This window comes from Acinetobacter sp. GXMZU3951, from assembly GCF_054457875.1.
In genome coordinates this window covers 465,646-479,717 of record NZ_JBTLFO010000001.1, presented here as the reverse complement: position 1 = coordinate 479,717, position 14,072 = coordinate 465,646, and the positions used below count along the sequence as shown (strand labels likewise).

Genomic DNA, 14,072 nt, shown 5'->3' with positions numbered 1-14,072 from the left:
AAGGATAAAGTGTAAAAACATTTTATACTAGCGCAATTCTAGAAGTAGGGCTTGAAGATGAAGGGATTGTTTTGGCGAAGTTTGGTGGTGCTCTTTGTCATTTTAGGCTTTATTGGAGCAGTCTTGCCAGGTATGCCAACAACAGTCTTCTTGATTTTAGCCGCTTGGGCAGCATCTAAAGGCTGGCCACAGATGGATGATTGGTTATTGAATCATCCTAAATACGGTACAACGCTACGTGCATGGCGTGAAAATGGCACAGTGCCACGGAAAGCGAAATGGATCGCTTCGCTGATGATGGCCCTCAGTGGCATAATGATGCTATTCACCACGGCGCCTTTTGCGGTAAAAGTCTTTACCGATTTAACCATGCTGATTGTAGCGATTTGGTTATGGTTACGCCCCGAAGCAACATGAAAATAATAGGCATCGTTTATGCTAGCGGTAGCCGCTATTTTATTTAGGTCAGTCCAATGCAATATTCATTACAACAAGCAGATATTTTAATCGATTTAGCTGAACAAACCTTACAGTTGCCCAAATACAATAAATTTTATGTTATTTCCTCTGGTAAAAATGGTATTGGCGAGCAAGAAAATAGTGGAAAAACGCCCCGAGGATGGCATCAAGTCGCGTTAAAATTTGGTGAATATGCCCCAGCCAATGCGGTATTTATTGCCCGTAAAGAAACGGGCGAGGTCTATGATCAAGAACTGGCTGATGCATTTCCGGAACGAGACTGGATTTTATCCCGTATTTTATGGCTTTCAGGCTTAGAACCTTGTTTTAACCAAGGCGAGGGCTGTGATACGTTTAACCGCTATATTTATATTCATGGTACACCTGACAGCGAGCCTATGGGGATTCCTATGTCACATGGTTGTATTCGCATGCGGAATGAAGACGTGATTGAATTATTTGAACTCATACCGGAAAAGGCGCTGGTATACATTTCAGAACATGCTTTAAATTTGGTTTAATCTGCAAAATTTATGTTTTAACGGAGCGGTTCGGTGTAAAACTGAAAGTCATCAGTCTTTTTTTTTGCTAAAAATAAGGTGACCATAAAAATAATCTAGCGCTGTGAATTAAAAAAAGTAGCACTATTTTATAAATAACATACAGAATTTGTTTGTTTTTATAGCAATCCACCTATTTTTTAATCACTCAAACATAAAATGATGAAAACTGTGAGAAAAGCGTTTGACACTCGGTAAAGATTCTCTATAATGCACCTCACAAACGATGAAGATGTTAAGGGCGCTTAGCTCAGTTGGTAGAGCGTCTGCCTTACAAGCAGAATGTCGGCGGTTCGATCCCGTCAGCGCCCACCAAGCCTTTACGTTAAACTCTCAGTGCAGCGGTAGTTCAGTTGGTTAGAATACCGGCCTGTCACGCCGGGGGTCGCGGGTTCGAGCCCCGTCCGCTGCGCCACTTGATGAGTTTAATAAATTGTTTGTACCACATTAGTGACTTTGTGTAAGTGCAGCGGTAGTTCAGTTGGTTAGAATACCGGCCTGTCACGCCGGGGGTCGCGGGTTCGAGCCCCGTCCGCTGCGCCATTTATACAGATCATTTAATGCGGGCGCTTAGCTCAGTTGGTAGAGCGTCTGCCTTACAAGCAGAATGTCGGCGGTTCGATCCCGTCAGCGCCCACCAGATTTCTTTGCGATGCAGCGGTAGTTCAGTTGGTTAGAATACCGGCCTGTCACGCCGGGGGTCGCGGGTTCGAGCCCCGTCCGCTGCGCCATTCCAAAGTAATCCATGCAACCTGACAAGTTGTTTAAAGATAATCCTTAGTGTTTATCTTGCATCCTAAAAATAGTGATGCTATTTTTAATGCCTTAGGGCGCTTAGCTCAGTTGGTAGAGCGTCTGCCTTACAAGCAGAATGTCGGCGGTTCGATCCCGTCAGCGCCCACCATAATTTTGACAGATTATGGATTTTGGTTTTAAAGATTCCGTGTTGCAGCGGTAGTTCAGTTGGTTAGAATACCGGCCTGTCACGCCGGGGGTCGCGGGTTCGAGCCCCGTCCGCTGCGCCATTTATCTTAAGTTCCTGAGACTTAAGCTATTAAATACCAAGATAAAATCTTATTATCTTGCGTCATAAAAACAACACTGTTGTTTTTCTCTCAGGGCGCTTAGCTCAGTTGGTAGAGCGTCTGCCTTACAAGCAGAATGTCGGCGGTTCGATCCCGTCAGCGCCCACCATATCTCTCGTTTATCTTGTCTACATGTTCATTGTTGTATAGAATTTATTCTATAATAATTTCAATATAATGATATGCATGAGAAATCCTTATCAGCGTAAAGCGGCATCTAAAACCTCTAGTTCTAGTGATAATGTCAAAGAACTTTATAAGCAGTTCATTGAGAATATGGTTGCACAAGGTTCAATCATCGCATTGTATCAGGACGGTTGGGCAATATGTACAACGCCATCTGGACAGCGTGGATTTCCAATTTGGCAAAATAAAAATTTAGCAAAATTGATGATTAAAGACACTTGGGCAAATTACCAAGTGCAGGAAATTCCACTTAAAAATTTAATTGAGCAGCTTATTCCGTATTTACGTCAGCAAAACACCACCATTTCAATAGATCTTACACCAGATGGACATAATCTGATGGTGTTGCCTGAAAAGTTTTTATTAGACTTAAAAAATTATCTCTATCAAATCTATTTACAAAAGCCTGAGTTATTCCAGAGCTTGAAATTGCCTTTGCCGCGTCATATCCGGTTAAATTAGCCCTTAATATTCATTGAGTAGCCATCCACTGAGGTAGGCAAAATATTCTCTCAGCCATGAATTATAACGGTTAACCAGCGGTGTTGGTGCGGCAACCGCGATAATTTGGCTGTAACCTTGTTTCTTGGCAATTGCTGCGGCTCTTAAGGTGTGAAAGTCGCTGGTGACCATCGCGATCGGGGCAGTGAGAGGAATATTGTGTTGTGTTAAGATAGCTTGGCTGTTTTTAAGGTTTAAATCGGTACTGGTACTTTTATCTTCAAGCCAAATACGTGTGGCTTGAATGGAAAATTTGCGTTGTAGATACGCAGACATGACTTCCGCTTCAGTATATTGTTCACGAAAATCTAATCCGCCCGTCATAATGAGCGGTACAGTGGGTTGCTGGGCTGCAACTTCCGCAGCGCGATCTAAACGCTGAGCCAAAGTTGCCGATGGTTGCCCGTTTTCTATACCGCTGCCTAAGACAATAATCGCTTTCACAGGAACTTGCTGAACATTATTTTGGGTTGCAAGATGCAAATAGAGAAAGAAGCAGAATACGCTCGCACTCCAAAGCAGAAAAACTGCCCAGCCGAAGCGCCAGAGATGGGTTCTTAATGGAGTTTTATGCACAACGATTTGTATTTTATGATAAAAAAGTGCAAAAAATAGCAGTGCAATGCCGATCAGTAAGGGAAGGAGCGTCCCTAAGTGGATTTTATTGAGGCCAATTAAATAGATGCCATCTAAGAATAAAATAGTTCCAATAAAAGCTGAAAAAAGCCGTTTAAATTGAGTAGTTAGCATTATTGTAGATGAGAATTTGAAAGACTTAGGTGCAATTGTAGCTGAGTTTAGACCTTACAGATGTTGATATTCTTTTCAAATGTAAAACCGAGCTCACTAGAGCTCGGTTTTCACGGTTTAATACGGCTAGGGATTAGTAAACATCACGACGATAACGGCCATCAAGGCGAAGTTGTTCAACGGTGTTTTCACCCAGAATATCCATCAGGGCTTGATCTACATCACGGGCCATCCCTTGTATGCTGCCGCAAACATAAATGACCGCACCACGATTAATCCACGCTACCAGTTCGGCGGCTTGATTGCGAAGTACATGATGCACATAGACCTTTTCGGCTTGATCGCGTGAGAAAGCTAAATCTAGACGCTCTAGCATGCCAGTCGTTTGCCATGCTTCGATGGTACTTTGATAGAAATAGTCATGCTCACGTTGACGTTCACCGAAAATCAGCCAGTTTTGAGTATAATCGGCACGCACACGGGCATGTAAAAGGCTCATGAGCCCAGCAATACCAGTACCATTACCAATACAAATGATTGGGCGATTGTCATCAATTAAATGGAAAGACTCGTTGTTACGAATACGTAGTGCAATTTCCTGACCAATTTTCGCATGTGCCGTTAACCAACCTGAGCCCAAACCGAGTTCACCTTGGGCATCTTGCTGTTGACGAATTACCAAACGGATTTTTTGCTGGCTAGGAATACTGGCAATTGAATATTCTCGTGCAGGAAGTGTTTCGAGTTGTTCGAGTAGGTGTTCCATATTGGCAAAAGGTTCAACCGCAGTATTTAGCTGTTTATTCCAAAGTGCTTGTTCAATAGGGATCGCTAACGATTCAACTTGCGTTTGTGCTGCAATATGGTGTTTTTCCATAAAGGCTTGAATGCGGGCAGGGCTGTTGCCTGGCTGAACTTCGGCAATATCACCGGCTTGCCAGTGGGCTTCATGTTTGGCCTGTAACTCAAGATTAAAGGCAGGCGCACCCAGACTATTTGGATTTAACAATTCACGTTGGATCAGAGTCCAACTGTCAAAGGTTTTATCAATCTGCATGGCTTGCAGTTCTAGCTTGCTCACTTTTGCCAATGCAGCATTCCAACGCTGAATGTCATGCGGGTTGGCATTATCCACTTCAATCGTATCAAACATGGCCTGTGCGTGATTGTGTTTGAGCCAAGCTGCAATGGTGTGTCCAAAGCTACAATAGCTTTCTGGATATTCTTTTGAGCCTAGGGCTAAGACCGCAAATTGCAACTGACTCAGGTCAAGTGTGCTCTTTAGCATTGTTTTGGCAAAACTTGTCGCCAGATCTGGTGCATCGCCAGTGCCATAGGTACTCGCCACAAACAGGACTTGTTGAGCTGTTTTTAATTCTTCTGATGTAAGTTGCTGTATCGTTTTAACACTTACAGGTTGACGCGCTTCTTGTAAGCTGGTGGCTGTTCGCCAAGCCAATTGTTCTGCAATACCCGTTTGTGATGCATAGACAATCAACCAAGGTTTCGCATGTGGATCAATGGTTACACTATTTAAGCTAGCACGTGCAGCTTGGGTGAGTTTCTTCTGTTTACGACGTTTGAGATACAGCATCCAACCCGTCACAAAGAATAATGGCATTGCCAAAGCGGCAAGCATGGCGAAAAACTGATAGATTGGTCCAAAGAAGCTGCCGCGGTGTACAGGCAACATGCTGCTCATGATTTTTTCATTGAGCTTTTTATCTTGATACAACTCAACATCTTGTACTTTTGCTGCTTGATAGTCATAGACGGCTTTGTTTCGTGCACGTTCATGTTGAGGGATTGAGTCCACAAAGCTGAGTTCAACTTTGCCATCTGCTTTTTTCGGAAGATTTAAAGTCAGTGTTGAGTAGTCATGTCCGAGTTTGGCTTGAACTCCTGTCCATGTCTGTGTCAGCACAGTCTGCATTTGTTCAGGACTAAAATTCGCAGCTTTTTGCTGAGCACCACGACTTTCACCATCCGCAGGTCCACGTCGACCTGATTCACTTTTGCTAGCAGCCCATGCTTGACGAGTCTCTGGATGACCTGCATTCGCTGCAAATTGACCGCGTCCTTGACCAGTTCGCCCATCTTCAGCGGGTCGCCCTTGAGGAGCATGCTCAGCACGGTGTTCGCCCGATGCTGGGCGTGGACCTTGTCCTTCAGGCTTGCCACCTTGCATTTCAGGTTGAGGACGTTCAACCCCCATGACTTTAAACATACCATTACGCCACCAGTCATACGACCAATAGAGTCCGGTGCATGCCATCAGTAGATAAAACACGACCACCCAAGTGCCCACTACAGCATGTAAATCCCAGAGGAAATTACGCCCTTTCAGTTGTGGTTTAAGCATGAACCATTGCTTAAACGAATGCCTTTTAGGCCAGCGCAAATACAGACCACTCAAGACAAAGAAAATTAGCATGAGGGTACAAGCACCAGTAATCTGTTTCCCCACAGGACCAACGGTTAAATTGCGGTGCAGTTGCTGTACAAATTGGAAGAAGCCTTGTCCTTTAATTTCAGGTAGGACTTCGGCAGAGTAGGGGTTGACCATCATGTTATACCCTTTACGCGCACCTTCTTTGACAATATTAATTGTGCTTGAGGCAGTCGGGTCTTTCGCAATGGTAATGCTGTTAATCTGAATATTTGGGTCGACCTGTTGAAAATGGGTATATAGCTCGGCAGGGCTAAGTTTATCTCGATTTTCGGCATGGACGACATAACTGTCCGTGTTGATCCATTTTAGAATTTGTTGTTCGTAGGAATAAATTGCGCCAGTCACCCCCATTATGGACAGTATTAATCCAGCGGTAATCCCCATAAACCAGTGAATTTGGAAAAATGTTTTTTTCAACATGATGGTCAAATATTGGATGTGTGAATAAATTGGCGAAATTATAACTGAAGATTTAGCAGATAATGTGGATTTTGCAGATAATATTTATTCTCATTATCGTTTTTAATTAGTTTCGTAAAAAAGCCTTCATATTTCAGAAGGCTTTTGTGTATCGGGGAAGAAGCTTAAATTTGCTTTGCTTCACCAACAGTTTCTTTCAAGTGCTTACGAATGGTCTCGAAAGAAAAATTACGAGAATCCATACGCTTAGGCAGAATGTAAGCACCTTGCTGATCTTTTACTTTGAAGTTCAATAGCATAAATTCAGGGGTGTTGTACCATTCATAAATGTCTTTCCAGCCAATAGCACCCACGCCTTCTTGCATGCCCATTTGTTGGCGCATCACAATACCATGCGGTTGCACACCCAGTTTTACGCCTTTAATTTCCTGTATAGGAAACTCATTCATTTTGCGTTTAACATACCATTCTAAGCCATAGATACGAATTGCAAGGTATAAAGCCACCCCGATAATTGCCACCCAGCAGAAAATCGTGGAGTAATTTTTCAATAAGATGATGCCTAAAAGAGCAAGTGCTACGATTGCACCCATAATCATCCATGCTTTGGTGCTAATTTTATTGGTGCTACGCCAAATTACCATCTGAGCATGACGCTGCTCAGCTTCAGAAATTTCGTAGTTCACAGGTTGTAGCGTATACGCGTATAAATTTTTTGCGGTCATAGTGAAAAGAGCAAATTTAGAACTAAAGAAAGTTTAGCATTAAATCGGCAGACTTGGCACTTTATAAATGCATTGGATTGAAGGTATCTGCATGCTTTTTTTATGCAAAATCACGTGCGTGCTCAACAATGCACAAGTTCAATCTCTCCATAACTTAAACTACAAAGAGGCTAACTCAGTCGCTTGATCATCACGCGCATTACTCAGACTCTGCTTGAGATGGCTAAGTTGCTGTAAAATACTGAACATTAAAGATAATTGCTGTAAAATAATTAAAGACAATTGATCTTCTTTTTTGTCTTGCGTCAGCCGCTGCCGAATGGTCTGCAACATATTCTGTGCAGTGAGGTCTGGCATTTCATCTTTTAATAACGCGCCTTGAATGTCATCTAAGGCTTGATCGAGTAAATTTAGAATTTCAGGATCGGTGATTTGTGCACGATGCGCACCAAGCGCGGCAATATAACTTAAAAAAGTATGATTGAGACAGAGGAATTCAAAAGCCTGTGCTTTCTGCGTCGGGTCAAAATCAGGTTCAGTCGCAAGGGTTGAAATCAGCGAAGCGACATCGGCATCGCTGTTATTTGCAGCCCGACGCACCACACGATAATTCAAGCTATTGTTACGCCCTTGTTTATATTGCTGAATTACTTCATTTAAATAGGTACATTGTGCCTGCAAGCTACGTTGAATACTGCGTGGAAGTCGGCGGAACTTCCAGTCGGGGAAAATAAAACTGACGCCTAACCATGCCAGTCCACAGCCAATCAAGGTATCAATCATACGTGGCAGGGCCGCAGAAAAGCCCAAGCCATCCAAGTTAAAGTTAATTAAAGCCAAAATGGTGATAAAAGCTGTGGCTTGAGCATACTGTTTACTGCGTAGTTCAAAGAACAATACCCCACTTAAAATCAGCAGGAGCAATTGCCCTTCGACTGAAGGAATAAAGTACAAGACAGCTTCACCAATAATAATCCCGATCAGCGTACCGACCACCCGTAGGCGCAGTCGACGTTTGGTGGCATTAAAGTTGGGTTGGCAGACAAATAGGGCCGTCAGGATAATCCAGTAGCCGTATTGGATTTGTGTGACCTGAACAAAAATATAGCTGACCAGTAATACAATCGACAGCCGTATCGCATGGCGGAACAGAACTGACTCAGGGCTAAGATGCTGTTTGAATCGAATGACAATATCATCCCAACCTTTTAGGTCATCATCTTTGAGCTGATTTTCAATATGTTTGCTTTTATCCAAAATAATATTTTGTTCAGTTTCCAGATTGCGTAATTGCGCATCGATCGACTTTAAGTTCTGATACAACGAAAACAGTGCATTGACCCAAATCGGGTCATAGTGACTGTCATCACGTAATTTTTCTAAAGATACTTTCAGGTTTTGAAATGCATGTTTAAAGCGTTTGTTATGTCGATAGTTTTTACGCAATAAAATACTTTCACTCAAATCCTTACAGGCCTTGCCTTGAATCGAGAGAATGCGCTGAAAACGGAACAAAATATCACTATGTTCAAAGACTTTGGTCAGAATCTGATAGTCGATATGTGCCGAGTCGGCGCGTTCATGAATATCCTGTGCTACAAAATAATATTGCAAGCTACGTCGTGTATCTCGTTGACCGCGGTCACCTTTTAAACGGGTCAGCAAAGCGGTTTTCATTTCATTGAAAATGCCGACCAACTTGCCATTTTCTAAGGACAAATCAATCATACTTTGCTGATAACTTTGTGGGGTCATATCCACATCAAACAAATTTGATTTTGCAAACAGGAAGTTACCGAGTGATGAATAACATTCTGACAGTTTGTCTTGCACTTGGCGTACAGGGAAAAGTAAAAAACTGATGGTGGAAATCAAGCCATACCAAGCGGCGCCTGCCACCAATAGCATGGGTTGCATATACCATTGTTCAAACAGATGCACACCCAGCATGGAATAAACCGAGATCACCAAACAACCATAAGAAATGGTGGCATAGCGACGTCCCAGTGAACCCAATAAAATGAAACCAATACACGAAATGATCAGACCGATGGCAAACAGGATGGGGTAGGGAAACAGGAAATACACTGAGGTTGCAGTGACAAAGAAACCAATATAGGTATAGACCAAATTTAGCAGACGAACGGAAAATCGGTCATCAATATCGCTGAGTCCTGCGGCAACCACCCCTAAGGTGAGTGGAATCGTGGCAAGTTGCTGTCCTAACAAATAAGGAACAAAGGCGGTACCCGTGAACGCAATAATCATGCGGACGTTATACATAAATGAAGTGTTATATGTGGTTTGCTTCAGACGAGTAAGCCAAGTGTTCAAGTGTTTTCCTTCAAAATTTGTCGGTCAAATCAAGCCGTGAATCAGAATTGGGACAGGATTTAATTTCACTTTTTTAGTGGATAAATCATACTATGGAGAGTGTAAGCTTGTCTTGTTTCTTAGTCGTTAAAAATTAAATATGAATATCTCCCAAAACGCTGTAACCAAACCCTATTCCAGCACGTGGATCATGCTTTTGGCGTTATTAACCGCCCTTGGTCCACTGTCAATTGATATGTATTTGCCTGCCTTGCCGCAGATGGCACAAGATTTTGGCGTCAGCACCCAAATGGTGGCCAATACATTGCCGGCTTATTTTTTAGGCTTAGCCATCGGGCAGTTGATTTATGGGCCACTGAGTGACCGAATAGGACGTAAGAAACCGCTGTATTTGGGGTTAAGCCTCTATGTGGTGGCAAGTTTGTTATGTGTGATGGCAAGTAATGAGTGGGAATTAATTGCAGCGCGAGTTTTACAAGCACTTGGCGGCTGTGTGGGGGTGGTGATTGCCCGTGCGGCCATTCGTGATCGTTTAGATATGAATGCATCCGCCCAAGCCTTTGCTAGTATGATGATTGTGATGGGGGTTGCCCCAATTCTTGCTCCAACACTAGGTGCTCTGGTCCTGAGCTACTTTAACTGGCATGCTATTTTCGTGTTTTTGATGCTTATTGGTGTAGTGTGCTTTGGCTGTATTCATTTCTTCTTTCAAGAAACATTGCCTGCAGAGCGCCGCTTACGGTTAAATTTGTCGCAAGTGTTCCAGCTTTATGCGGCTATTTTTCAAGACCGTAGTTTTCGTATTCCGATGTTGGCTGGGTGCTTTTCGGGTGGCGTTTTATTCTGTTATATCAGTTCGTCGGCTTCGGTTCTGATGAGTAGTTATGGTTTAAATCAACAGCATTTTGCGATTGCCTTTGGATCAAATGCCTTTGGGATAATGTTGCTTTCCACCCTAAATAAACAATTAGGCAAGCATTTGTCGGTTTTAACCCGCTTAAAGATCGGGGGCTTTATTCAGTTGCTGGGTGCCTTAATTTTAGTGGGTGCGGGTTTGTTAGCTCATGCCCCGCTTGAACTGGTTTTTGCGGGCATGTTCTTGGCAGTGTCTGGCATTGGTTTTACGGGACCAAATGCAATGGCTTTGGCAATGTCAGAACAGGGCGCACGAGCAGGAACAGCCAGTGCGGTGATGGGCAGTATGCAATTTGCCTGTGGTCTACTGGGCGGGGTGATTTTAAACTTTTTAGCCTGGACCGATTTACTGAATATGGCAACCTTGATGTTCTGTTTTATCAGTATTGCCATGCTGGCCATTTTTAACTTGTCTGCTGCACAAGTTGCACAGCAGCCTTAAGCACCTGCAGGGTAGTCATTCATTGCAGGGAGATCAATGGCATGACTGTCCCAAGTGGCCTGTACTATTTGTGTAGGAACTGTTTAAAGTTACGCAAAATGCGGAAGCTGACGTAAAGTGCAATCAGCGCAAATATCGCGATGCCAAAAACAGTATATTTCAACTGCTGTACATCTTGTTCAAAGAACGCTTGGAGTTCGGCATCACTATAGTCAAAATTGCTGACTTTTTGAGTTTGACTGTCATGAAATTGAATGCGCTGAATGTAGTGTTGCGCCCCGATTTGTTTTAACAGCAGATGGTCAATTTGACGACGGTGACTTTGGTTGTCGGCATCCGTACACAGCTCTTGCGCATAGTGTTCACAGTTTATTTTGCTAATAAAGCCTTGATTGGCCACTAAAATAAAGAGTGCTTCATCTGGTTTCTGATTATTGCTGACCAGCACCAATGGTTTTTCTGCTGTGGAACGCAGTTCAAATGTTTTCGCTTGCGCCATCTCTTGCGTAGCGTTGCGAATTTCTATGGTTTTAACTACACATGTCCAGAGCAATGCTAAAGTAATTAGAAAAATACAGGCGGCCAAGCACAAGCGAAAAATAGTTTTAATGGTCTGGTGCATCATTGAGCCAAAATCCTTAGGTTTAAATATAGATGTGTAGTCACGATAAATTGTAATGAAGTCTGAAGGGATTGCCCAATCCTGTAGGAAAATTATGTTAAAAAAATTAACCAAATAAAGTGAGGGGATGAAAAAAACGCTACACTGCAAAATGTAAAAAAGTATTTAAGCCGTTACTGAATTCGAAAAGCCTTGAGTTCATTCGCTTGATATGACTCCATTGTTAGCATCGGAACTCGCATGGGTAATTTCTTATTCCTTCAAATCTTTACTGTTGTTTTTGCGCTATCGATTGCAACCACGATTTTTAACAAGCGAATTTTAGGCTTCCCGCAAGCGATAGGTGTGCCGATTGTTTCTGCAATTTTCGTCTTTATCTTGCAATGGGGGGCCAGCCTGCTCAGTGGTAATCAGTTCATTACCATTAATATCCACAATATTGAAAATGCGGTCAGACATATCGATTTTTATGACTTCCTCATCAATGGGGTCATTTGTTTCATTTTGACTTCTTCCGCGCTGAAATTTAAGGTCTCCGATTTACGCAGCTACTGGAAACCAATCAGCATCTTAGCCAGTATTGCATTAGTACTCTGCGCAGTTTTCTTCGGTGTGGCGCTATATGGCTATCAATTTTTGGTGGGGCAGCACGTTGATTTATTGGTGTTACTGCTTTTAGGGGCTGCCTTGGGGGCAACCGATCCGATTGGGATTAAAGGCGTGTTAAGTTCAGTTCGTGCACCGCATCATTTAATGGTGAAATTGGAAGGCGAATCTTTATTTAATGATGCCATGTGTATTGCCTTGTTCATGACCTTACTCAATGTACTACAAGGCGAGCACTTCACTTTAATTGGAACATTACAAACCTTACTTTACGAAATTGTCGTGGCCATCATTATTGGCTGGGGCTTTGGTTTGGCCATTCTACGTTTGCTGCGTGGCAAGCATGAAATGGAGTCCCTGATTTTAACCACGGCTTTACTGGCATGTGGCTCTTACTTGGTGGCTTTATTTGCCCATGCTTCTGCACCAATTGCTTGTGTAATTGGCGGCTTGATTGTGGGTAATAAATGGAAAGAAATCCTGCAAGAGCGTGAAATTCGAGAAGTGAACCATTTTTGGCATACCGTGGAAGGGATTATCAATTCTTTCTTATTTACCCTGATTGGGCTTGAACTGTTTATTCTTGATTTAAGTGTAAGCCTGATTTTAGGTGGAATCATTGCCTTTATTATTTTGCATGCATCGCGCTTTGCGGCCAATTATCTGGCATTTGCGTTTTTCCCGAGCTTCCGCCACAAAAGTTATAACGGTAGTTTAGCAATTCTGTCTTGGGGCGGAGTGCGTGGGGGAATCTCTCTGGCTTTAATCCTTGCTGTCGCCAATATCCCCCAACTTAGTGAGTACAGCAGTATCTTAATTGGCTATACCTTTATTAGTGTGTTGTTGTCGGGTTTGGTGTGTGGTTTAGGGCTGCCAGCGGTGATGAATGCTTTCTATTACAACCCGCATGAAGAAACGCAAGGTTTTAAAGGCTGGTATCAGCGCTTATGTCATAAAATGAATCGTAAGGGCTTTCAGTATATCGTCGGTGAAGATGCCAATGGTAATGAGACCATTACCATTTACAACCCCGATGCCTATGTTGATGTAAAAGCTGAAGATGGTGTGGCGTTGCTGCATAATCCTGAAAAAGTCCAAGAAGTGAAGCGGTTAGAAAGCCCTGAAAACTTCTAAGTATTTATAAGCAATAGGATATTTTGATGATGTCAGTTGCCAAAACATCGTCCCAAGAGCTGAGTGTGCTGATACTGCAAGTGGTTGCCTTGATTCCATATGGCAAAGTAGCGACTTATGGGCAAATTGCCAAAATGGCAGGGTTGCCAAAACATGCCCGTATGGTTGGTCGCGTATTGCAGCAGGTGGAAGACGATTTGCCGTGGCATCGCGTGATCAATTCGCAAGGCAAAATTAGCCTAAGTAAGCTCGATGCGCAGGGAGATAATCTTCAAATTGTGAAATTACAAGCGGAGAATATTGCAGTTGTCGCAGGGAAGGTTAATTTAAAACTGTATCAGTGGACGGGTGAGATTCGCTAGCCAATTAAAAAGGCCTTACATCCAATGCTGAGTTTTGAATGTAAGACCAAGTCGATAGATTAAATTATTGACGAACCACCAAAACAGGTACGCCTGTATCACCCAAAATATTTTGTGCAACGCTGCCCAAGAATAATTTTTTCAAACCTGTACGACCATGTGAACCAATCACAATTAAATCTGCATTGGTGTCTTTCGCGGCATTAATAATTTCTTGATGGATGACTTGTCCTTCGAGCAGGCGAGTTTCAACGTCAAGACCTTCAGCACTGAATTTTGCTTTTGCTTCTTCAAGTGTACTTAAAATAGATGTACGAGCACGCTCAATCAGATCATTGGTTTGTGCTGCAGTAATGTATTCAGCAGCAATGTATGGGTCTAAAGCAAGCACTTGAACCACAGTAATTTTACTGCCAAAAACTTTGGCAAGTTCTGCTGCTTGCTTCACCGCTGCAAAAGAGGTTTCTGAACCGTCCACTGGAACCAAAATGTTATGATAAGCCATCTGTATTACTCCTT

General features: G+C 42.9%; 12 protein-coding genes and 8 tRNA genes. 14 read left to right on the top strand and 6 right to left on the bottom strand.

Going from position 1 to position 14,072, the window contains the following annotated elements; all coding sequences use genetic code 11:
• Window positions 1-57: 57 nt before the first annotated feature.
• The 11 genes from ACX17N_RS02260 to ACX17N_RS02210 all read left to right on the top strand — a co-directional run bounded on the left by ACX17N_RS02260 (window position 58) and on the right by ACX17N_RS02210 (window position 2,752).
• Entirely contained in the window at window positions 58-417 is a 360-nt protein-coding gene (locus ACX17N_RS02260; protein ID WP_458890943.1) for a YbaN family protein, read from the top strand.
• Between the two features lie 56 nt (window positions 418-473).
• Window positions 474-980: a cell wall-recycling L,D-carboxypeptidase ElsL gene (gene elsL, locus ACX17N_RS02255; RefSeq protein WP_458890942.1), complete on the top strand. Its 507-nt coding sequence runs from the start codon at window positions 474-476 to the stop codon at window positions 978-980.
• Window positions 981-1,258: 278 nt separating this feature from the next.
• Window positions 1,259-1,334, top strand: a tRNA-Val gene (locus tag ACX17N_RS02250).
• A gap of 23 nt (window positions 1,335-1,357) precedes the next feature.
• Window positions 1,358-1,434, top strand: a tRNA-Asp gene (locus tag ACX17N_RS02245).
• Window positions 1,435-1,485: 51 nt separating this feature from the next.
• Window positions 1,486-1,562 (top strand) — tRNA-Asp (locus ACX17N_RS02240).
• 21 nt (window positions 1,563-1,583) lie between these two features.
• Window positions 1,584-1,659, top strand: a tRNA-Val gene (locus tag ACX17N_RS02235).
• A gap of 14 nt (window positions 1,660-1,673) precedes the next feature.
• Window positions 1,674-1,750, top strand: a tRNA-Asp gene (locus ACX17N_RS02230).
• A gap of 97 nt (window positions 1,751-1,847) precedes the next feature.
• A tRNA-Val gene (locus ACX17N_RS02225) sits at window positions 1,848-1,923 on the top strand.
• A gap of 44 nt (window positions 1,924-1,967) precedes the next feature.
• Window positions 1,968-2,044 (top strand) — tRNA-Asp (locus tag ACX17N_RS02220).
• A gap of 93 nt (window positions 2,045-2,137) precedes the next feature.
• Window positions 2,138-2,213 (top strand) — tRNA-Val (locus ACX17N_RS02215).
• Window positions 2,214-2,290: 77 nt separating this feature from the next.
• Window positions 2,291-2,752 (top strand): DUF2750 domain-containing protein, encoded by a 462-nt coding sequence (locus ACX17N_RS02210; protein ID WP_458890941.1) that lies wholly within the window; start codon window positions 2,291-2,293, stop codon window positions 2,750-2,752.
• A gap of 3 nt (window positions 2,753-2,755) precedes the next feature.
• On the opposite strand, the gene ACX17N_RS02205 is transcribed toward ACX17N_RS02210, so the two are convergent.
• The 4 genes from ACX17N_RS02205 to yccS form a co-directional block, all read right to left on the bottom strand.
• Window positions 2,756-3,541, bottom strand: a complete 786-nt coding sequence (locus tag ACX17N_RS02205; protein ID WP_458890940.1) for a YdcF family protein — start codon at window positions 3,539-3,541, stop codon at window positions 2,756-2,758.
• 133 nt (window positions 3,542-3,674) lie between these two features.
• Complete coding sequence (locus tag ACX17N_RS02200; protein WP_458890939.1) at window positions 3,675-6,413, bottom strand: PepSY domain-containing protein; 2,739 nt, start codon at window positions 6,411-6,413, stop codon at window positions 3,675-3,677.
• A 164-nt stretch (window positions 6,414-6,577) separates the two neighbouring features.
• Window positions 6,578-7,138 (bottom strand): hypothetical protein, encoded by a 561-nt coding sequence (locus ACX17N_RS02195; RefSeq protein ID WP_458890938.1) that lies wholly within the window; start codon window positions 7,136-7,138, stop codon window positions 6,578-6,580.
• A 159-nt stretch (window positions 7,139-7,297) separates the two neighbouring features.
• Window positions 7,298-9,472 (bottom strand): YccS family putative transporter, encoded by a 2,175-nt coding sequence (yccS, locus tag ACX17N_RS02190; protein ID WP_458890937.1) that lies wholly within the window; start codon window positions 9,470-9,472, stop codon window positions 7,298-7,300.
• Between the two features lie 139 nt (window positions 9,473-9,611).
• Here yccS and ACX17N_RS02185 point away from each other — a divergent pair, with 139 nt between their 5' ends.
• Window positions 9,612-10,829, top strand: coding sequence for a multidrug effflux MFS transporter (locus tag ACX17N_RS02185; RefSeq protein WP_458890936.1), 1,218 nt, complete (start codon window positions 9,612-9,614; stop codon window positions 10,827-10,829).
• A 64-nt stretch (window positions 10,830-10,893) separates the two neighbouring features.
• On the opposite strand, the gene ACX17N_RS02180 is transcribed toward ACX17N_RS02185, so the two are convergent.
• Window positions 10,894-11,451: a hypothetical protein gene (locus ACX17N_RS02180; protein ID WP_458891122.1), complete on the bottom strand. Its 558-nt coding sequence runs from the start codon at window positions 11,449-11,451 to the stop codon at window positions 10,894-10,896.
• 240 nt (window positions 11,452-11,691) lie between these two features.
• On the opposite strand from ACX17N_RS02180, the gene ACX17N_RS02175 reads away from it, so the two are divergent.
• Both ACX17N_RS02175 and ACX17N_RS02170 read left to right on the top strand, forming a co-directional pair.
• Window positions 11,692-13,191: a cation:proton antiporter gene (locus ACX17N_RS02175; protein ID WP_458890935.1), complete on the top strand. Its 1,500-nt coding sequence runs from the start codon at window positions 11,692-11,694 to the stop codon at window positions 13,189-13,191.
• A 26-nt stretch (window positions 13,192-13,217) separates the two neighbouring features.
• Window positions 13,218-13,553: an MGMT family protein gene (locus ACX17N_RS02170; protein ID WP_458890934.1), complete on the top strand. Its 336-nt coding sequence runs from the start codon at window positions 13,218-13,220 to the stop codon at window positions 13,551-13,553.
• Window positions 13,554-13,617: 64 nt separating this feature from the next.
• On the opposite strand, the gene ACX17N_RS02165 is transcribed toward ACX17N_RS02170, so the two are convergent.
• A complete protein-coding gene (locus ACX17N_RS02165) occupies window positions 13,618-14,058 on the bottom strand; it encodes a universal stress protein (protein WP_458890933.1) in 441 nt (146 codons plus the stop codon).
• Window positions 14,059-14,072: the final 14 nt, after the last annotated feature.